We start from the raw sequence: 18,806 nt of genomic DNA on the forward strand, positions 1-18,806 counted from the left end.
CTTACGCGTCCGCCGTCCCGGCGATCAGGTGGAAGAAGCTGCCCGTGACGCGGCCCCGGCGATGGCCGGCGAGCCCGAGCGGCACCCCTTCCGCATCCGTCACCCGCGCGAGCGCGAGGTCGGCCTCCGGGCTCGGCGTGAGTTCGCTCGCGTAGTGGAACTCGTGCCCGACGAGGCGCGTGCCGGCGGTCCCGAGCAATCCGTCGGCCACCAGATGCGCGACACGGTAGCCGAGATGGAGCTTGCGCCGCCGGTACGAGGTCGCGACCGGCAGCAATCCGGCCATGGGGTGCGTCACCCCGTCCGCGTCCTCCAGGCTCTCGCCCAGAACCATGTAGCCGCCGCACTCGCCGTGGACCGGCCGCGTCCGCGCAAAGGCCCGCAGGCCGTCGAGGAAGCCGTGTGCGCCCGCGAGCCGGCCCGCATGCAGTTCCGGATAGCCGCCGGGCAGCCAGCAGGCATCGCATCCATTCGGCGGCGCTTCGTCGGCCAGCGGCGAGAACGGCACGATCTCGGCGCCGGCCCCGCGCCAGCCCGCCAGCATGTGCGGGTAGAGGAAGGAGAAGGCGGCATCCCGCGCCACCGCGATCCGCTGCGCCGGCGGCCTCGGCAGGTTCTCCGCCGCGGCCGGGGATCGGCCGCCCGCCGCGGCGAGAATCGCGTCGAGATCGAGATTGGCCTCCGCGAGGTCGGCGAGCCGGTCGAGCCGGGCGTGGAGGTCGGCGGTCTCGCCGGCCTGGACGAGGCCGAGATGGCGCTCGGGCAGGACCAGCCCCGCCTCGCGCGGGAAGGCCCCGAGCACGGGCAGTCCGACCTGCGACAGGCCCGCCTCGACGAGGCGGCGGTGGCGCGGGCTCGCGACCTTGTTGAGGATCACGCCGGCGATTCCGATCCGGGAATCGTAGATCGCGCAGCCGAGCGCGACGGCGGCGGCCGATTGCGCCGCGCCCGACACGTCGAGCACCAGCAGCACCGGCCAGCCGTAGCGCGCGGCGATGTCGGCATTCGCGCCCGTGCGGCCCTCGCCCGCGACGATGCCGTCATGCAGCCCCATCGAGCCCTCGGCCACGACCAGTTCCGCGTCGCGGGCGCTGAGGCCGGCGCAGGCGTCGAGCAGCGCGTCCGGCATGGCGAAGCTGTCGAGGTTGAGGCTGGGCGCGCCCGTCGCCGCCTCGTGGAAGGCGGGGTCGATGTAGTCGGGGCCACATTTGGCGCCGCGCAGGGCCACGCCCCGGCGACGCAGGGCCCGCATCAGCGCGAGCGTCACCGTGGTCTTGCCGGAGCCGGAGCGCGGCGCCGCGACGAGAAGGCCGGGGGCGGGGCTCACGACGTGGCCTCGTCGGGCGCGCCGACGGCGCCGCGGGGGCGGAAGCGGCGGTCGTAATCCGGGGCGTAGAGGGCGCTCTCGCGGAAATCCGCCGGGTCGAGGGCCGGACCGACGAGAATCAGCGCGGTGCGCTCGATCTTCTCCGCCCGGACGCGGGCGGGGAGGGTGGCGAGCGTGCCCGTCAGCATACGCTCGTCAGGCCAGGTCGCGCGGAACACCACCGCGGCCGGGCAATCGGCCCCGTAGAAGGGTGTGAGATCGGCACAGGCCTGCGCGACGACGTGGATCGACAGGTGCAGCGCCAGCGTCGCGCCGGTGGCGGCGAAGGCGGAGAGCTGTTCGCGTTCCGGCATCGGGCTCGCCCGGCCCGAGGTGCGGGTGAGGACCACCGATTGGGTCAGCCCCGGTACGGTCAGCTCCCGCCGCAGCAGGGCGGCGGCGGCGGCAAACGAGGGAACGCCCGGCGTCACCGTGTAGGGGATGCCGAGCGCGTCGAGCCGGCGGGTCTGCTCGGCCAGCGCGCTCCAGACCGAGAGGTCCCCGGAATGCAGCCGCGCCACGTCCCGGCCGGCCGCGTGCGCCCGGCCGATCTCGGCCATGATCGCGTCGAGGTCGAGGGGGGCGGTGTCGACGATGCGCGCCCCGTCCGGGCACCACGACAGGATCTCGGGCGCCACCAGCGAGCCCGCGTAGAGGCAGACGGGGCAGGCGGCGATGAGATCGCGACCGCGCACGGTGATGAGGTCGGCGGCACCCGGCCCGGCGCCGATGAAATGGACGGTCATGAGCGCCCGCTTACAGCATCCGACCGGCGGTTGGGGAGGGGCCGGCCCTATGCGACCCGGACCCGATTCCGGCCAGCGGTCTTGGCGACGTACAGGGCTTGGTCGGCGCGATCGATCGCCTCGTGCAGCGATTCGCCGCCAGCACGCCGCGCGACGCCGACGCTCACGGTGACCGGGATCGCCGCCTCTCTCCACGGCACCGGCGTGGCGCCGACCGCGTGGCGCAGGCGCTCGGCGAGATAGGCCGTCGCGTTCGGGGCATGGCCTGGAAGGACGATCCCGAATTCCTCTCCGCCGAGCCGGGCGAGGAGCGCGCCCTCGGGCAGCAGGCCGGCACTCCGCCGGGTGAACTCCCGCAGCACTGCGTCGCCGCCGGCATGCCCGAACCGGTCGTTGATCGACTTGAAGTGATCGAGATCGGCGACGATGACTCCGGCGGGGCCCGGATCGCCCTCCGCCGCGGCGGCGAGACCCTCCCGGTTCAGCGCGCCAGTGAGCGCGTCGGTCCGGGCCATCCGCCTGAGCGCGGCATGCGCGCGCTCGGCCTCCAGGGCGAGGATCGAGGTCGTCAGGACGATGGAGGAGACCTGATCGACCACGAAGATGCCGACGATGGCGAGCCTCGCGGAGGCCTCGGGCCAGGGCAGCAGCGGCAGGCAGATCGCCAGGGCGACGGCGAGCAGGGCCCCGCCGATCAGCCGGCGCAGGGGCGAGCGCACGGGGCCGTTCCGGAAGACGTAGAGCGCGTTGCAGGCCTCGTGCAGGGCATAGGCGATGGTGCTGCCGGTGTTGACGGCCTCGGGGCCCGCCCCCGCCAGGGTCATCACCGCATGCGTCGCCGTGGGCAGCACGAAGATGGCGAGCATCGGCCGGGTCACCGCCGTCCGCCCGTCGAACAGCCGCAGGCCGATCCAGAACAGCGCCCCGGCCGACGACCATCCGAGCGGCGACCAGACGCTCCCGTAGGAGCCGAAATCGACGAACCACACGGACATGCCCGCGCAGACCGCGAAGCTTGCCGCGAACAGGAGGTGATAGATCCTGGCCCGGTTCAGCAGCCCGTTGCAGAGGAAGATCGCTCCGCAGGAGGCGAAGACGAGGAAGTCCGTGAACTGAAGGGTGGGGATCGATAATCCCATCGCCGATGGAGCCCTGTACCGCGGCGTCCGTCGTGGCGCAGAACCATAAAAGGTTCCCTTCGCCGGCGGGCTCAAGACGGTTTTGGGTTAGGAAAGTCTTGCCGGAGCGCGGCGAGCCGCGGGCTCCTAACCGCGGGCGGACTCATCCGCGGCGGCGAGGGCGCAGGTGGCGCCCGGGCTGGCGATGCGCGGCAGGAGAAGCCGCGCCTGCGGGCCGGCGCCGGCCAGGGCGGCCGCCTCCGCCACCGAGCCGATGCCCCGGCTCGCCGTGATGCGGCTCGAGCGGGTCACCACCCGCGCATCGACGGCCCTGAGGGCCGCCGCGTCGAGCGCGATCGGGGTCAGGCCGAGGCTGGCGGCGGCGGCGTGCAGGGCCGGTGCACCGGCCCGGTCCGCGGCGGTCGCGAGGGCGGCGAGATCACCGGCGCCGAGCCCCGCCTCCATCAGAGCGCGGTGCACCAGCGCGACGATCTCCTCCGGCCGCGTGGCGGCGCGGAAGCCGACGCCGGCGACGACGCGCGGCGGGCTCACGTCCGGGTCCAGACCCATTGCGTGATCGGCATCGACGGGCGCCAGCCGGTGAGACCGCCGACCGGGCTCGCCTGGGCGATCGAGAGCCGGCGCAGGGCGCCGCCGGCCTCGGCGAAGGCCGCCAGAAGGGCCGCCTCGCCCTCCAGGGTGACGGCGTTGGCCACGCAGCGCCCGTCCGGCGGCAGCGCGGTCCGGCAGGCGGCGAGCAGGCCGGGCTCGGCGACACCGCCGCCGACGAAGACCGCCCGGGGGGAGGGGAGGGCAGGCAGGGACGCCAGCGAAGCGCCGAGGACGACCTGCACCCGGGCGCCGACGCCGAGCGCCCTCGCGTTGCGGGCGATCCGCTCGGCCCGGTCCGGGCGGCGCTCGACCGCCACGGCGCGGTTGCCGGGGTGGCGCAGGCACCACTCGATGGAGACCGAGCCGGAGCCGGCGCCGAGATCCCACAGGGTCTCGCCGGCCCGCGGGCGGAGGGCCGCCAGCGTCACCGCGCGGATCTCGGCCTTGGTGAGTTGGCCGTCATTCTCGAACCACGCATCGTCGAGGCCGGGGCTCAGCGGCACGATCCGGGCGCCGGGGGCGGCCTCCACCTCCACCGCGAGGGTGTTGAGCGCGGCGATGTCGGCGAGGGCGAAGCCGTCCGCGGCGGCGTGACGGATGCGTTCGTCGGGGCCGCCCATAGCTTCGAGCACGGTGAGCCGCGAACGGCCGAGGCCGCGCTCGGCGAGCAGGGCCGCCAGTGCGGCCGGCGTCGAACCGTCCCAGGACAGGGCGAGAATCCGGGCGCCGGGCTGCAGATGCGGCACGATCCCGAACAGGTCGCGCCCGTGCAGGGTGAGGCAGGCGGTCTCCGGCAGCGACCAGCCGAGCCGGGCCGCGGCGAGGCTGAAGGCGGAGGGTTGCGGGAAGGCGCGGATCTCGCAGGCCGGCACCAGCCGGGCGATCTCAGCGCCGATGCCGAAATGGAAGGGGTCGCCGGTGGCGAGGAGGCAGGTCGGCCGGCCGCGCCGTGCTAGGATGCCGGGATAGGCGTCCCCGATCGGGCTCGGCCAGGGCCGGGTCTCGGCGGTGAGCGGGCCCGCCAGCGCGAGATGGCGGCGGCCGCCATACACGACCTCGGCCGCGTCGAGGACGGCGGCGGCGGCGGGCGAGAGGCCCGCCCGCCCGTCCTCCCCGATGCCGACGACGGCGAGCCAGGGGGAGCGGCCCGGCTCGGAGGGAAGCGGCGCGGTCATGGTCCGCGCCGCCGCGTTTCTAGGTGCATGGTGGAGGACTTCGGCGTTCGGTCTCGCGAAGCCATCCGATACGCGCGCCGGCCCCAATCTGCCAGCCGGGCGATCGCGTCCGGCGCCCGCCTCCGCGGGCTCAGGCTTTCGCTCCGCTCGACGCCTCGGCAGAGATCGAGGCCGCTCGGCGCGGCGCTCGTCGCGCCGCGCCGTCGTCTCAGACCGCCGGACGGGCGGTCAGCGGGGCAGCCACCTCCGGCACGGCCGGTCCGGGCACGCCGAGATAGGCGCGGCGGGCGGGCTTCAGCACGAACCAGGCGAGCGCCGCCACGACGAGGTCGAGGCCGATGGCGATGCCGAAGACCGGCACCCAGCTGCCCACCGCATCGTGGATCAGGGCGGCGACCGGACCGCCGAGCAGCGAGCCCACGCCCTGCGCCATGTAGAGGAAGCCGTAATTGGTCGTGGCGTGCTTCGTCCCGAACGTGTCCGTCAGGGTCGAGGGGAACAGCGAGAAGATCTCGCCCCAGGCGAAGAAGACGACGCCCGAGAGCAGCGCGAAGGCGTAGGCGTTCTCGCGGAACATCAGCAGCAGGCCGATGGCCACCGCCTCGAGGGCGAAGGCGACCGCCATGGTGTTCTCGCGCCCCACATGGTCGGAGACCCAGCCGAAGAAGGGGCGCGTCAGGCCGTTGGTGATGCGGTCGAAGGTCAGCGCGAAGGGGAGCGCCGCGAAGCCGAACACCATCGCGTCGGCGACGCCGAACTCCTTGGCGAAGGCGGCGAACTGCGCCACCACCATCAGGCCGCCGGTCGACATCATCGCCATCATTGCGAACATCAGCCAGAACAGCGGGCTCCGCAGCATCTCGGCCGGGGCCACGTCGCGGGCGGCGCTCGCCACCTTGTCGGCGGGGATGGCGGGGGTCTCGCCGGCCTTCGGCGTGCGCAGGCCGAGAGCCGCGGCGACGCCGATGACGGCCATGACCGCGCCGAACACGAACAGCGTATGGCGATAGCCCGAGGCCGTGATCATGTCGGTGATGGGGAAGGTGGTGGCAATGGCGCCCATGCCGTAGCCCGCCGCCACGACGCCGGCCGCGAAGCCGCGCCGCTCGGGGAACCAGCGCACCATCAGCCCGACCACGCCGACATAGACGATGCCGGTGCCGAGGCCGCAGAGCAGGCCGTAGGTCGCGTAGAGGCCCCACAGCGTGTCGGTGTAGGAGGCGGCGACCCAGCCCAGGCCCGAGAGGGCGGCGCCGAGCGCGATCATGGCCTTGGCGCTGAAGCGCTCGATCAGCCAGCCCTGCACCGGCGAGAAGAAGGTCTGGAGCACGATCAGCATCGTGAAGGCGACCTGCACGGCGGCGAGACTCGCGCCGGTGGTCGCCTGGAACGGCTTCACGAACAGCGTCCAGACATATTGCGGGCTGGAGATCGTCATCATGACGAGGAGACCCAGGCCGAGCTGGATCCACCGCGTCCGACTAGAAATTGTATTCATCATTCACTCCCATGCGGCGCGGGGGGATCCGCAAGGGACGTGCCAGGATCGAACCTCAGGTTCGCGCGGAGAGGAGCCAGCAGGCGGCGCCGAGGCTGACCGGCCCGCCTCCGAACTGATCCGCGAACAGATCGGTGATGCTTTTCAAGGCAGCCTCCTGCACCGCCCCGTCGCATTCGCGGAGCAGGCGCGCGATGGGACCGCGGGTCGTCGCGAAGCTGGCCGCCGCCTCGGGTGTGTCCCCGAGGCACATTGCCCGATTCAAGGGCTCACAATCGATGGCGCGAAAACCGGCTGCCTCCAAAATGGGCACAGCCGTATCGGGCTCGGCGAACCGGAAGGGGCCCGGTGCACCGGGCTGCGGCGGCTCGACCTCGGGCAGGAGCGGGAGGACCGCCACCCGCGGGACCATGACCCAGTCGTTCTCCGCCATGCTGCGCCAGCAGAGGAAGGTCAGCCGCCCGCCCGGCGCGAGGGAGCGGCGGATGTTGGCGAAGGCGGCAACGGAATCCTCGAAGAACATCACGCCGAAGCGGGAGAGGGCGTGATCGAAACGCGTGCCGAAGGCGTGGTCCTGGGCGTCGGCCCGGAGCCATTCGATCGCGGCGGCACCCGGCGCCTCCCGGGCCGCGCGCTCCCGGCCGACAGCGAGCATCGGCTCGGACAGGTCGGCGGCGGTGACGTGGCCGTCGCGTCCGACCTGCCGCGCGGCGATCAGGGCGGTGTCGCCGGCGCCGCAGCCGATATCGAGCACGCGGGTGCCGGGTGCGAGCGCGGCGCGGTCGAACAGAGCCTCGGTGAAGGACGCGAAGGCGGTGTCGAGCGCCCGATGATGAATGGCCCAGCGCTGGCCGACCTCACCGTTCCAGTAGTCGCTCTGGTCCTTGTTCAGGGTGCTCATCGTCGATCGCCTCACTTCGATTCCGCGGCCAGCGCCTCGAAGGCCGTCGCCACCGCGACGGCGCCAGGGTCGGGATGGCCCTTGAGGTCGCCGCTGGCGAGATAGCTGGATCGGCCGGTGCCGGCCCGCTCCATTCCGGCGGTCGCCTCGGCGCCCGCCCAGGCCGCCCGCGCCGCAGCGCCGAGGCCGGAGGCCGCCAGCGCCTCGACCGCGGGTATCGCCGCGTCGAGCATCGTGCGGCTGCCAGGGCCGGCGCCGCCGACCTCGCGCACCCGATCCAGCCCGGCGGCGCAGGCTTTCGCCCAGTCCGCATCCTCGGCGAGGGCCGAGCCGGCGGCGGCGAAGAAGATCGAGAGCAGCACGCCGCTCGACCCGCCCGCGGCGCGCCCGAGGCGCTCGCCCAGAGCGCGGCAGAGCGCGGCAGGTTCGGCCTGGGGCAGACGGTCGAGATCGGCCAGCACGGCACGTGCGCCCTCGGCGAAGGTCGAGCCTGTGTCGCCGTCCCCCACCCGCGCGTCGAGGGCGTTCAGCGCGTCCTCGGCCGCGATCAGGGCCCGGCAGACCGCCGCGATCCGCCCGGCGACGACCGCATCCCGCGAGGGCGTCGGCGCCGGCCCGCCGGACAGCCCCTCCGGCAGCGGCCGGACGACCGCCTCGTGCAGGATCCGCGCCCGCGGCCAGGCAGCGACCGGCGTCTCGGAGAGGAGCGCCGCCTCGATGGCCTCGTCCAGCGCCAGGAAGGTGAGGGAGGCGCCGTGCATGTCGAGGGCAGTCATGACCGGGGAGGGGCCCAGCAGCAGCCGCACCCGCCCTCCGAGTTCGGTCGCGAGCACCGCCTTCGTCAGCACCTGCATCTCCAGGGCCGTGGTCGAGCCGAGATTGTTGACGAGGAGCGCGAGCCGCTCCGCCCCGGCGATGGGAGCGGGGAAACGCGCGGTCATGCGCGCGGCGAGGGCGTCGGCGCGGGGCAGGTCGATGCGCTCGATGCCGGGCTCGCCGTGGATGCCGAGGCCGAGCTCCGCCTGACCGTCCGACAGCCGCGGCACCGGCTTCGCGCCGGGGATGGTCGCGGTGGAGACGGCGATGCCGAGGGTGCGCACCGCGCCGGCCGTGCGCCGGGCGAGCGCCGCCACCTCTTCCAGAGGCGCGCCGGAGGCGGCGGCGTGGCCCGCGGCCTTGTGGACGAGGAGCGTGCCGGCAAGCCCCCGCGGCTGGGCGGCGTCCGGCAGGGCGATGTCGTCGGCAACGAGCACGGTCTCGACCCGGCGGCCGAGCGCCCGGGCGCGCTCGGCGGCGAGGCCGAAATTCAGCCGGTCGCCGGCATAGTTCTTCACGATGAGGACGCAACCGGCCTCGCCCGTCACCGCGAGGATGCCGGCGAGCACCGCGTCGACGGAGGGCGAGGCGAACACGTCGCCGCACACCGCCGCCGCGAGCAGGCCCGGCCCGACGAAGCCGGCATGGGCCGGCTCGTGCCCCGAGCCGCCGCCGGAGACGACGGCGACCCGGCCCGGCTCCGGCGCGGCCCGCAGCACGACGCGGATCTCGGGATAGCCGTCGAGCCGTGCCAGCGCCCCGCCGCTCCCCGAGATCAGTCCGTCGATGGCGTCGGTGACGAGACCGGCGCGGTCGTTGATGAAGTGGGCCAAGGCGGCTCCTCCCGATACGCCCGCTTGCCGAGCAGGCTTTTCAGAAAGCGTACCGTCCGCGGCCAGCGGAGCAAGCCGCGTCTCCGTTCACAGCCCCGCCGCGCCGCCATCGGAGCGCGGATCGTGGGTCGCCTCGATCCGCCCGTCCTTGGGGTAGCGCACCAGCATGCCGGCATGCCCGAGCGAGTCGATATAGGCGCCGCCCAATTCCTCGATGTCGTGGCCCATCCGCTTGAGCGCCGCGATGCAGCCCGGATCGAACCGGTCCTCGACCTTCACGCTGAGCGACTCGGCGCCCCAGGTGCGGCCGTAGAGCAGGCGCGGCGCGTCGACCGCGTCGGCCACCGGCATCCCGTAATCGGCATAGCGGGTGAAGATCTGCGCCTGGAACTGCGGCTGCCCATCCCCGCCCATGGAGCCGTAGGACATCACCCGCCCGTCGTCGAAGGCGGCCAGCGCCGGAATCAGGGTGTGGAACGGGCGCCGGCCCGGCTCCAGCGGGTTCACCGCGTTCGGATCGAGCGAGAACGACATGCCGCGGTTCTGCCAGCAGATGCCGGTGGCCGGCAGCACGGTGCCGGATCCGTACTCCCAGTAGACCGACTGGATGAAGGACACGGCCATGCCCTCATTGTCGATCGCCCCCATCCAGACGGTGTCGCCCTCGCCCGATCGGACCGGAAGGCTTGCAGCGCGGCCCATATCGATCAGCGCCGCCTCGCGATCGAGGCGCCTGGGATCGAGGAAGGCGGCAGGGTCGCCCTTGAGGCGGTCGAAATCGGTGACAAAGCGGTCGCGGATGGCGAAGGCGCGCTTCGTCGCCTCGATCAGCCCGTGATAATGCGCGGTGCTCTCCGGCTCAGCGATGTTTAGCCGGTCGAAGAGCCCGAGGATGATCAGCGCCGCGATCCCCTGGGTGGGCGGCGGGAAGTTGTAGAGCGTGGCGTCGCGCCGCCGCAGGGTCAGGGGCGCCCGCTCCTTGGCCGCATAGGCTTCGAGATCCGCGCGGGTCACCGGTGCGCCGAGACGTTCCAGGTCGCCGGCGATCTCGCGGGCGATATCGCCGCGGTAGAAGTCGTCGAGCCCGGCATGAACGAGCTGGGCCAGGGTGTCGGCGAGCTTGGGCTGCGCCCGGATCGCGCCCGCCGCGTAGGGCTTGCCGTCGTTCAGGTAGGTCGCGGCGAAGTTCGGCGCGTCGTGGAGCGTGTCGAGTTCCTTCGGCACGTAGCGCGCCTCCGAGGCCGAGACCGGGCAGCCCTCGCGGGCGTGTCGGATCGCGTCGGCGAGGATCGCGTCGAGGGGGAGGCGGCCGCCGAAGGCGCGGGCCATGTCGAGGGCGAGGCGCCAGCCGCCGATCGTTCCGGCCACCGTCACCGCCGCGTCGGGGCCGCGGGAGGGGATCGCCTCAAGCCCCTTCTCCCGGTAGCGGGCGCGGGTGGCGAGCCGGCCGGCCGGTCCGCAGGCTTCGATGCCGCGCACGCGGCCGTTCTTCTCGCGGATCAGCCAGAAGCCGTCGCCGCCGATGCCGTTCATGTGCGGGTAGACCACCGCGATCGCGGCGGCCATGGCGGTCATCGCCTCAAGGGCGTTGCCGCCCTGCGCCAGCACGCTCTGCCCGGCCGCGGCGGCCAGTGCGTGGGGGGCGGCAACGGCCGCATGGGCGAAGACGGGCGTATCGGGCATGGTCGGACTCTGACGAAACCTGAGATCGGACAAGACGGGGCCGAAGCAGGAGCAGGACCACGCGCCGACGCGAAGGGCAACCGCCATGCTCCCGGTTCCGGCGCAAACCCGGCATTCGCCGGCCGCGCCACCGCGATCCGGACGAATCGGCAAGGCTCGCAAAGCGATATCGAGGGTGGTGGACGCGGCGCCGTTTCGCGGCTTTCGAAAAGGTTCCCGCCCGCGCTTCGCCTTTTCTCAAATGTTGCAGAAATGGAACTGCGCGCGGGCGGGCCTGGTGACATGATCACCCTCGCGAATCGGCAGGCATCTCCGCACATGAAGCAGAACGACCGGGCGATCCTTCAGGATCGCGTGAGAACACTTGTCTTGCGCCATGCTCTGGAAGCAGCGCTTCAGCGGCTGGCTCATCTTTCCGGTGACAGCGCCGAGGAGGAATTGTTGCGGCTTGAGCATTCCATTGTCTTCGCCACGCGCCGCATCGGCGACGTGCCGGGCAATGTGCAACTCGCCGCGCTGGTCGCCGTCGAGGACGCGGTGGCGGCGGTTCGCACCGCCTTCGACACCGTGCATCAGCGCATCGAGACGGCGCCGGGCGCCAACCCCGCATCGCCGACGGCGCTTGCGGCCTGAAACGCGACACTTTCGTCGCCGCGACACGCAGGCGGCGATTGAATTGCCGTCTTGCCATGGGCATATCGCCCCCGCTTTTTCCGAGTGTCGCTCGCGAAAAACGCGGCCGCGCCGTTGCGGTCGCGTCGCGCGGCACTCCAACTTGCGGAGGCATGCTCTTGAGCGAGACGGTAGAGCGGCACGAATTCGGTGCCGAGGTCGGGCGCCTGTTGGATCTCGTCGTCCACGCGCTCTATTCCGACCGCGAGATTTTCTTGCGCGAGCTGGTGGCCAATGCGGCCGATGCCACCGACCGGCGCCGCTTCGAGGCGCTGACCAACGAGGCCCTGGCGCTCCCCTCCGACGCCCGGGTGCTGATCGCCCCCGACAAGGCGGCGCGCACGCTCACGATCTCCGATTCCGGCATCGGCATGAGCAAGGAGGATCTGGCGCAGAACCTCGGCACCATCGCCCGCTCGGGCACCCGTGCCTTCTCTCAGGCGCTCGGCGAGGCCAAGGGCGGCGAAGGCGAGGATCTGCGCCCGAGCCTGATCGGCCAGTTCGGCGTCGGCTTCTACTCCGCCTTCATGGTGGCCGACCGCGTCACCGTCACCTCCCGCCGGGCGGGGGGCGAGGAGACCTGGACCTGGGCCTCCGACGGCAAGGGCAGCTACACCCTGGAGCCCGCCTCCCGCGAGCAGGCCGGCACCGATATCGTGCTGCACCTCAAGGAGGACGCCGACGAGTATCTGGAGAGCTACCGGCTCGACCACGTCGTGCGCAAATGGGCCGACAACATCGCCGTGCCGATCGCCATCCGCGATGCGGAGGGCAAGGAGGAGGCAGCCAACCGCGGCACCGCACTCTGGCGCAAGCCCAAATCCGAGATCACCGAAGAGCAGTACAAGGAATTCTACCGCACCGTCAGCCACGGCTTCGACGAGCCCTGGGCGACCCTGCACTGGCGGGCCGAGGGTGCGCTCGAATTCACCGGCCTCCTGTTCGTGCCGAGCATGAAGCCGTTCATGCCGGTGGAGGACGACCGCCGCTCCAAGGTGCGGCTGCACGTGCGGCGCATGTTCATCACCGACGAGGCCGAGCTGCTGCCGAACTGGCTGCGCTTCGTCCACGGCGTAGTCGATACAGACGACCTGCCGCTCAACGTCTCCCGCGAGATGCTGCAATCGACGCCGACGCTGCAGAAGATCCGCCGGGCGGTGACCACCCGCGTCATCAACGAGCTGTCGAACCGCTCGAAGAACACGGACAAGGCGGACGACTACCAGAAGTTCTTCGAGAATTTCGGCTCGGTGCTGAAGGAAGGCATCTACGAGGATTTCGAGCGCCGCGCCGAGATCGCACCGCTGCTGCGCTTCCGCTCGTCGACGGAAGGTGGCTGGACCTCGCTGCCGGATTACGTGTCCCGGATGAAGCCGGAACAGGAGGCGATCTACTACCTCGTCGCCGACGACGTGGAGGCGCTCAAGAACTCCGCCCAGCTCGAAGGATTCCGCGCCCGCGGTGTCGAGGTGCTGCTGCTCTCCGACCATGTCGATGCGTTCTGGCCGGAGCAGCTGAGCAAGTTCGAGGACAAGCCCCTGCGCTCGGTCACCCAGGGCTCGGCCGATCTCGCCAAGCTCAAGCCGGAGGGTGAGGCGGCCGAGGATGCACCCGCGCTCGACCGGCTCGTGGCTGCCCTCAAGCTCGCGCTGGAGCCCGATGTCTCCGACGTGCGGGTCACCGACCGTCTCGTGGACAGCGCCGTGGTGCTCGCCGCTTCCGGCATGGGACCGGACCTGCAGATGCAGCGTCTGCTGCGCCGGGCCGGCCGCGGCTTCGGCGGCTCCGCGCCGATCCTGGAGATCAACCCGCGCCACGCCCTGATCCGGTCGCTCAACGACCGGGCCGAGGCCGGCGAGGATCTGAAGGCGGAGGCCGGCACGTTGCTCGACCTCGCCCGCGTCCAGGACGGCGACACGCCGCGCGATCCGGTGGCCTTCGCCCGCGCGGTCGCGGCGGCGCTGGCGGGCACCGTCGCGAAGCCGGCCGAGTCGGCTTGAGAGAAGGGCGGGATGCGGACGATCAGATCCGCGTCCCGTCATCCCGCGGGGGCGAGCCGCAACGGAAGCGGGCCACGCGCCAGCGGTCGCCATGGGCGTTCTGCCACGCCGCCATCTGCGGCTGGGCCACCGACAGGCATTGTTGCGGGGTGACGATATCCTCGTTGAAGCGGTGAACCCGCATGACGCAATGGGTGGGGTTCGCGACCATGCAGGTCAGGAAATAGAGGCCGTAGAGCATGCGTGGAGGCTCCGTGGTGGCGTGGGTCTCTCCTCCCTAGGGCCGCTTCTTGATCTGCCGGTCTGCGTCATCGCAACGAGCGTGCCGGAAGTTCCCGCACGACGTGCACGGAGCGCCTGTGGCACTTGCGTGCAACGCCCGATCGCCTCCAGCGCCGGATCCTCGGCCGGACCACGATCCGGCCCGGATCGGCGGCGTTGACAGCCCTCGGCGATCCGCGCCAACACCGGCGTCATGGCCTCCGATTTCTCGCCCGACCCGCAGACCGCCCGCCTCGATCGCCGGGTGACCTGGGGCGTGATCGCCCTCGTGGCCGCGACCGTCCTGATCGGCGCGCTGGCGCCGCGCGTCGGCCACCACGGGGCGCCGGCCAAGGGCCCGGCATCGGACCCGGCGCAGGATCGGAGCTGCACCGAGTGGGGCGACGGCTGCAAGGTCTGCCGCCGCATCGGCGAGGACGTGGCCTGCTCGCTGCCGGGCATCGCCTGCACGCCCGGTCCAGTCGCCTGCCTGCGCTCCGCCGGAGAACCGTGACGGGGCGCGCTCCGCGAGCGACGATGGCCGGCCCGCCTGACACGACGATGCGGGGATCGGGGCCGGTGCTCCGTTTCGCGCCGAGCCCGAACGGCCGCCTGCATCTCGGCCACGCCTATTCCGCGCTCCTGAACGCCCGCATCGCCGAACGATGGGGCGGGCGCCTGCTCCTGCGCATCGAGGACATCGATCTCGGCCGCACCCGGCCCGAATTCGTGGCGGGCATCCGGGCCGACCTCGACTGGCTCGGTCTCCGCTTCGAGGCGCCGGTCCGCCGCCAGTCCGAGCATTTTGCGGACTATGCCGCCGCGCGCGAGGCGCTGGCGCAGGACGGTTTGCTCTACCCCTGCTTCTGCTCGCGCGGGCAGATCGCGGACGAGGTCGCGGCCCGCGCGGCGCGCGGCGCGGCGGTGCCGCGCGATCCCGACGGAGCGCCGCTCTATCCCGGTACCTGCCGCCACCTGTCGGTCGAGGAAGCGAAGGCTCGCCGCGAGCAAGGCGCGCCGCATACCTGGCGCCTCGACATGCCGGCGGCGCTGCGGTCCCTTTCCGAGCCTCCCGTCATCCGCCGCTTCTCCCCTGAGGACGGCGCCCTGGAGACCGTCGCTGCCGATCCCGGCCGCTGGGGCGACGCGGTGATCGTGCGGCGCGACGTGCCGACGAGCTACCATCTCTCGGTGGTCTGCGACGACGCGGTGCAGGGGATCACCCATGTCGTGCGCGGGCAGGATCTGGAGGCGGCCACCGACCTGCACGCCCTGCTTCAGCGGCTCCTGCACCTTCCCGCGCCGGCCTATCACCACCACACGTTGCTTCGGACGGCGGACGGCGAGAAGCTCGCCAAATCGAAGGGCTCCGAGGCGCTGGCCGACCTGCGCGCCCGTGGCGTCAAAGCGGAAGTTGTGCGTGCAGGGCTCGGATTCCGAACCTTCGGTTGATCCTGCGTCTCACCGGGGCTTGTGCCGTGTCGTCCCTTCGGGAATCCGTGACGTGCGGCGAGCGACCGTATGGGGGCCAGGCACGATGCGACCGCTTCGCGCGATCCTGACTTTGTCGGCCTGGGCGCTCGCCGCACCCGCCCTCGCGCAGGAAGCCGATCAGGCCGCTCTGTCGGCGAAGGACAGGGCGACGATCGAGACCTGTCTGGCGGGTCAGCAGACGCTCCACAACCGGCGGGCCTGCATCGGCCGGGTGTCGGGCCCCTGCCGGGATACCCCCGACGGCTCCAGCACGATGGGCATGATGGCCTGTTTCGATCGTGAGAACACGGCCTGGGACACGCTTTTGAACCGCACCTATCGCGAGGCGATGGCGGCCTTCGACGAGGGCGGCAAGGCCTACCTCAAGGGCGTCCAGCAGACATGGCTGAAGTTTCGCGCCCAGGCCTGTGAATGGCCGGGCCGGGTCTATCCGGGCGGCACAATCGGCGGTCCGCTCTCAGGGGAATGCTCGATGGAGCAGACGGCCCTGCGAGCCCTCGATCTGATGGAGATCCGGGACGCGCTCGAGCCGCGGTAAGGGCGGCAGCGCTCGGCTGCCGCAGCCCTCTCAGCGCATCGCGTCACGCTGCGCCATCGCCGTGGCGGTCTTCGATTTCTGCATCGTTGCCTCGGTCTGGTCGCGCTGGCGCTTGAACTCCGCGAGCAGGCGCCCGTCGAGTTCGCGCCCGCGCGGCACGCGGATCTTCATCGGATCGACGAAATGGCCGTTGATGATCACCTCGTAGTGCAGGTGCGCGCCGGTGGAGAGGCCGGTCGAGCCGACATAGCCGATCACCTGCCCCTGCCGGACACGGGTGCCGGCGCTGATCCCGCGGGCGAAGCGGGACATGTGGTTGTAGGTCGTGACGTAGCCGTTGATGTGCTGCACCTCGACCCGGCGGCCGTAGCCCGAATCCCATTCGGCCTTGATGACCGTGCCGTTGCCGGCGGCGACGATCGGCGTGCCGATCGGGTTGGCCCAGTCGACGCCGGTATGCAGCTTGGCATAGCCGAGGATCGGGTGGCGCCGGTAGCCGAAGCCCGAGCGCATGATGCCGTCGGCGATGGGCTTGCGGATCAGGAACTTCTTGAGCGAGCGGCCCTGCTCGTCGAGATAGTCGATCGAGCCGTCGTCGGGGGACTGGAAGCGGTAGACCTTGCGCGACTCGCCCCCGAGATTGAGCGCGGCGTAGAGCAGTTCCGGCCGATCGGAGGCGCCGGGTCCGGCCTCCTCGTCGTAGGTGTAGAACAGGTCGATGCCATCGCCCGACGAGATGCGGCGCTGGAAGTCGATGTCGTAGCTGAAGATCCGGACGATGTCCTCGATCGTTGCCCTCGGCACGTCGTGGCGCGCGCCGGTCTCGTAGAGGCTCTGATAGAGCCTCGGACCGCTGCCCTCGTCCTCCTCATCGTCGTCCGGCGCCTCGGTCTGCGCCTGTTCCCGGGTCCGGCCCCGCGACTCGTCCACGGGTGGGGCGACCGGCACGAAGGCGCCGTGATCGTTGATCGCCGCGATCGCCTGGACGCCGCTCTCGCCGAACAGAACCACCCGCGTCACCTGCCGCCCGTCGCCGGGCTTCGGGCCGGGCGCGACCTGGACGCGGAACTGCTGACCCTCCGACAGGGCCGTGACCTTGGCTCGGCCGCCGAGCGCCGTCACGATGCCGGCGATCGCCGGATCGGACGCGAGCCCCGTCGCCTTGAGCGCGCCGTCGAGGGTCTCGCCGCGCTTGAGCGCGAGGTCGCGTTCCTCGACGAGGGGCGCTTCGCCGGGGCGCAACTCCACCTTGGCGAGTTTCGTCACGTTCTCGGGGACGACGAGCACCTCGATCGACTTGAACGGGCTGTTGTCCTCGCCGAGCTTGCCTTTGCCGTTTCCCTGGGCGCTGCCGTCGCCGAAGCCGGTGAAGGCCGAGCCCTGCTGCAGGGTGCGCGAGAGCAGGATCTGCGGCGCCAGCGGCAGCGCGGTGCGGCGTCCGGCCTCGGCTGCGAGACGGCGCTCCTCCTCGATCTGCGCGGTCACGTCCTCGTCCGAGAGCGCGGGCGCGCCGGGATCGACGGCGATCTCGGCAAGGTCGCGCTTGACCACCGTCACCTCGGCCCCCGGCGCGTCCGCCGCTCCGGGATCGGGGGCGCGCTCCTGCGGCTCGTCGGAGACGAACTTCATCGGATCGAAGCGCGGGATGTCGCTGGCGAACACGCCGGTCGTCATCGAAAGGTTGGACGAGATCCGGACGAAAGGCCGGACCTTGATGATCTCCCGGTCGCCGAGCCGCACCGTCACCGGGGTGCGGAAGCTCTGCTTGGCCGAGGCGATCATGAGGTTGCGCACCAGACGATCGCCCTTTTGTGCGGAGGCGATGCCGGGCTCCTCGACGGCCGGAAGCTGCGTCTGCGGGCGCGGGCCGAGATTGGGGCGGTCCGACACGGCGGCGAGCGACCCCTCGCCCTGGAGCGAGACATGGATCGCCGCGCCCATCAGGAGGACGCCGGTGATGCCGGTCAGCGCGCTCGCGCAGAGCCAGCGCAGATTGACGTCGCGGCGGTCGATCTGGCGGGCATCCGCGCCCAGGAGGTTGAGCGGCGGCTCCACGCCCCGCGGGAATGTCGGCGGGCGCTGCTGCGCCGTCGCGGCCGTTCCCCCGATCTTCAGTCGCTCGCGCGTCACGGACTTCCTCTGCGTCGGCGCTTCGGACCGGATTTCGCCGCTCCGTCCTACCAGACTCGCGCATCGCGAGCGACACGGGACTTCGAAGCACGAAGGGCGGCCAACTGCACCGATGTCCGAGCCCAGCATGTCCAGATTGAGGCGATGCAGGGCCCGCCGCCGGTGCGCCCGCGGCGGGGCTGTCGCACGGCCGTGATCTTGGCATGATCGGATGCGGAACTTTTTTCGCGATGGCCGTTGACGCCGGACCGGCAACCCCATAAATGCTGCCTCACCGACGGGGCGCCGCGGTCCACCACTGGGTGGCCGAGAGCTTCGACGGTCTTCGGGATTGTCGGTGGAGCGGAGCTGATCCGGGTGACTGGATCGGGCGATCGCTGTCCTTCTCGTCTCGGGGTGTTGGTCGTCTCCGGCGCTGTGGCGCTTTCGCGGGGCGGTTGACAGGACGGTTCGCCGGCTCTAGATGCCGCGGACCGCTGGCGGCGGACTTCGATCCGGCCGCGGACTTCATCGCTGAGGGTGGGCTGTGTGGGCCGGGCAACCGGGCTGTCGGCGCGTCTTCGGTGGAGGGTTTGACTCCTCGGGGTCGGCTCGCTGCTCTTTGACAAGTGAATCATCGAGAAAGAGAAACGTGGGCGGCTTGTTCATGTCCTTGCGGGTTCGAGCAATCGAACCGTGAGAGATGAAGCTGACCTTCGTTTCGGAAAGCTCACCGACCTGGAGCGGAAACGCTTGGGGTTGGGTGTGAGCACTCCGTTTATGTTGTGATCAGCTGAGATCAACTCTTCAACTTGAGAGTTTGATCCTGGCTCAGAGCGAACGCTGGCGGCAGGCTTAACACATGCAAGTCGAACGGGCACCTTCGGGTGTCAGTGGCAGACGGGTGAGTAACACGTGGGAACGTGCCCTTCGGTTCGGAATAACTCAGGGAAACTTGAGCTAATACCGGATACGCCCTTATGG

16 protein-coding genes and 1 rRNA gene are annotated in these 18,806 nt (G+C 71.4%); 6 read left to right on the forward strand and 11 right to left on the reverse strand.

Going from position 1 to position 18,806, the window contains the following annotated elements:
• Position 1: 1 nt before the first annotated feature.
• The 9 genes from HNR51_RS16630 to HNR51_RS16670 form a co-directional block, all read right to left on the reverse strand.
• Positions 2 to 1,327 (reverse strand): cobyrinic acid a,c-diamide synthase CobB, encoded by a 1,326-nt coding sequence (locus HNR51_RS16630; protein ID WP_182555654.1) that lies wholly within the window; start codon positions 1,325 to 1,327, stop codon positions 2 to 4.
• Positions 1,324 to 2,112 (reverse strand): precorrin-4 C(11)-methyltransferase, encoded by a 789-nt coding sequence (gene cobM / locus HNR51_RS16635; protein ID WP_182555655.1) that lies wholly within the window; start codon positions 2,110 to 2,112, stop codon positions 1,324 to 1,326. Before cobM ends, HNR51_RS16630 begins: the two co-directional genes overlap by 4 nt.
• 47 nt (positions 2,113 to 2,159) lie before the next feature.
• Positions 2,160 to 3,251, reverse strand: a complete 1,092-nt coding sequence (locus HNR51_RS16640; RefSeq protein WP_182555656.1) for a GGDEF domain-containing protein — start codon at positions 3,249 to 3,251, stop codon at positions 2,160 to 2,162.
• Positions 3,252 to 3,377: 126 nt separating this feature from the next.
• Entirely contained in the window at positions 3,378 to 3,800 is a 423-nt protein-coding gene (locus HNR51_RS16645) for a cobalamin biosynthesis protein (RefSeq protein WP_182555657.1), read from the reverse strand.
• Positions 3,779 to 5,017 carry a precorrin-6y C5,15-methyltransferase (decarboxylating) subunit CbiE gene (gene cbiE / locus HNR51_RS16650; RefSeq protein ID WP_182555658.1) on the reverse strand — a complete coding sequence of 413 codons (1,239 nt, stop codon included), beginning with the start codon at positions 5,015 to 5,017 and terminating at the stop codon, positions 3,779 to 3,781. The genes HNR51_RS16645 and cbiE overlap by 22 nt, the downstream gene beginning before the upstream one ends.
• Before the next feature lie 208 nt (positions 5,018 to 5,225).
• Positions 5,226 to 6,515 carry an oxalate/formate MFS antiporter gene (gene oxlT, locus HNR51_RS16655; protein ID WP_012452895.1) on the reverse strand — a complete coding sequence of 430 codons (1,290 nt, stop codon included), beginning with the start codon at positions 6,513 to 6,515 and terminating at the stop codon, positions 5,226 to 5,228.
• A 55-nt stretch (positions 6,516 to 6,570) separates the two neighbouring features.
• Positions 6,571 to 7,416 carry a class I SAM-dependent methyltransferase gene (locus tag HNR51_RS16660; RefSeq protein WP_182555659.1) on the reverse strand — a complete coding sequence of 282 codons (846 nt, stop codon included), beginning with the start codon at positions 7,414 to 7,416 and terminating at the stop codon, positions 6,571 to 6,573.
• An 11-nt stretch (positions 7,417 to 7,427) separates the two neighbouring features.
• A complete protein-coding gene (locus HNR51_RS16665; protein WP_182555660.1) occupies positions 7,428 to 9,065 on the reverse strand; it encodes a dihydroxyacetone kinase subunit DhaK in 1,638 nt (545 codons plus the stop codon).
• Between the two features lie 87 nt (positions 9,066 to 9,152).
• Positions 9,153 to 10,748, reverse strand: coding sequence for a gamma-glutamyltransferase family protein (locus HNR51_RS16670; RefSeq protein WP_182555661.1), 1,596 nt, complete (start codon positions 10,746 to 10,748; stop codon positions 9,153 to 9,155).
• Positions 10,749 to 11,066: 318 nt separating this feature from the next.
• Between HNR51_RS16670 and HNR51_RS16675 the strand changes: the two genes are divergently transcribed.
• Entirely contained in the window at positions 11,067 to 11,381 is a 315-nt protein-coding gene (locus tag HNR51_RS16675; protein ID WP_182555662.1) for a hypothetical protein, read from the forward strand.
• A gap of 158 nt (positions 11,382 to 11,539) precedes the next feature.
• Positions 11,540 to 13,420, forward strand: coding sequence for a molecular chaperone HtpG (gene htpG / locus HNR51_RS16680; protein ID WP_182555663.1), 1,881 nt, complete (start codon positions 11,540 to 11,542; stop codon positions 13,418 to 13,420).
• Positions 13,421 to 13,442: 22 nt separating this feature from the next.
• Here htpG and HNR51_RS16685 read toward each other — a convergent pair whose 3' ends face one another.
• Positions 13,443 to 13,661: a hypothetical protein gene (locus HNR51_RS16685; protein ID WP_003605291.1), complete on the reverse strand. Its 219-nt coding sequence runs from the start codon at positions 13,659 to 13,661 to the stop codon at positions 13,443 to 13,445.
• Between the two features lie 234 nt (positions 13,662 to 13,895).
• Between HNR51_RS16685 and HNR51_RS16690 the strand changes: the two genes are divergently transcribed.
• From HNR51_RS16690 to HNR51_RS16700, 3 genes are all read left to right on the forward strand, one after another.
• Entirely contained in the window at positions 13,896 to 14,195 is a 300-nt protein-coding gene (locus HNR51_RS16690) for a hypothetical protein (protein WP_182555664.1), read from the forward strand.
• Positions 14,196 to 14,242: 47 nt separating this feature from the next.
• The gene (gene gluQRS / locus HNR51_RS16695; RefSeq protein WP_182555681.1) at positions 14,243 to 15,133 is read left to right on the forward strand and encodes a tRNA glutamyl-Q(34) synthetase GluQRS; all 891 of its coding nucleotides are present in this window, start codon (positions 14,243 to 14,245) and stop codon (positions 15,131 to 15,133) included.
• A gap of 85 nt (positions 15,134 to 15,218) precedes the next feature.
• Complete coding sequence (locus HNR51_RS16700; RefSeq protein WP_182555665.1) at positions 15,219 to 15,713, forward strand: lysozyme inhibitor LprI family protein; 495 nt, start codon at positions 15,219 to 15,221, stop codon at positions 15,711 to 15,713.
• Between the two features lie 30 nt (positions 15,714 to 15,743).
• Here HNR51_RS16700 and HNR51_RS16705 read toward each other — a convergent pair whose 3' ends face one another.
• Positions 15,744 to 17,843, reverse strand: coding sequence for a M23 family metallopeptidase (locus HNR51_RS16705; protein ID WP_012452886.1), 2,100 nt, complete (start codon positions 17,841 to 17,843; stop codon positions 15,744 to 15,746).
• Between the two features lie 787 nt (positions 17,844 to 18,630).
• Between HNR51_RS16705 and HNR51_RS16710 the strand changes: the two genes are divergently transcribed.
• Positions 18,631 to 18,806, forward strand: a 16S ribosomal RNA gene (locus HNR51_RS16710); the annotation flags it as partial.

It is taken from the genome of Methylorubrum thiocyanatum, from assembly GCA_014138645.1.
GTDB lineage: Bacteria > Pseudomonadota > Alphaproteobacteria > Rhizobiales > Beijerinckiaceae > Methylobacterium > Methylobacterium thiocyanatum.

Excerpts from the sequence above, each read along its gene's own strand:
- cobM (WP_182555655.1), bottom strand. The coding sequence starts at position 2,112 with ATGACCGTCCATTTCATCGGCGCCGGGCCGGGTGCCGCCGACCTCATC.
- HNR51_RS16645 (WP_182555657.1), bottom strand. The coding sequence starts at position 3,800 with ATGGGTCTGGACCCGGACGTGAGCCCGCCGCGCGTCGTCGCCGGCGTC.
- cbiE (WP_182555658.1), bottom strand. The coding sequence starts at position 5,017 with ATGACCGCGCCGCTTCCCTCCGAGCCGGGCCGCTCCCCCTGGCTCGCC.
- gluQRS (WP_182555681.1), top strand. The coding sequence starts at position 14,243 with ATGCGGGGATCGGGGCCGGTGCTCCGTTTCGCGCCGAGCCCGAACGGC.
- oxlT (WP_012452895.1), bottom strand. The coding sequence starts at position 6,515 with ATGAATACAATTTCTAGTCGGACGCGGTGGATCCAGCTCGGCCTGGGT.
- HNR51_RS16660 (WP_182555659.1), bottom strand. The coding sequence starts at position 7,416 with ATGAGCACCCTGAACAAGGACCAGAGCGACTACTGGAACGGTGAGGTC.
- HNR51_RS16690 (WP_182555664.1), top strand. The coding sequence starts at position 13,896 with ATGGCCTCCGATTTCTCGCCCGACCCGCAGACCGCCCGCCTCGATCGC.
- HNR51_RS16685 (WP_003605291.1), bottom strand. The coding sequence starts at position 13,661 with ATGCTCTACGGCCTCTATTTCCTGACCTGCATGGTCGCGAACCCCACC.
- HNR51_RS16670 (WP_182555661.1), bottom strand. The coding sequence starts at position 10,748 with ATGCCCGATACGCCCGTCTTCGCCCATGCGGCCGTTGCCGCCCCCCAC.
- HNR51_RS16640 (WP_182555656.1), bottom strand. The coding sequence starts at position 3,251 with ATGGGATTATCGATCCCCACCCTTCAGTTCACGGACTTCCTCGTCTTC.
- HNR51_RS16700 (WP_182555665.1), top strand. The coding sequence starts at position 15,219 with ATGCGACCGCTTCGCGCGATCCTGACTTTGTCGGCCTGGGCGCTCGCC.
- HNR51_RS16675 (WP_182555662.1), top strand. The coding sequence starts at position 11,067 with ATGAAGCAGAACGACCGGGCGATCCTTCAGGATCGCGTGAGAACACTT.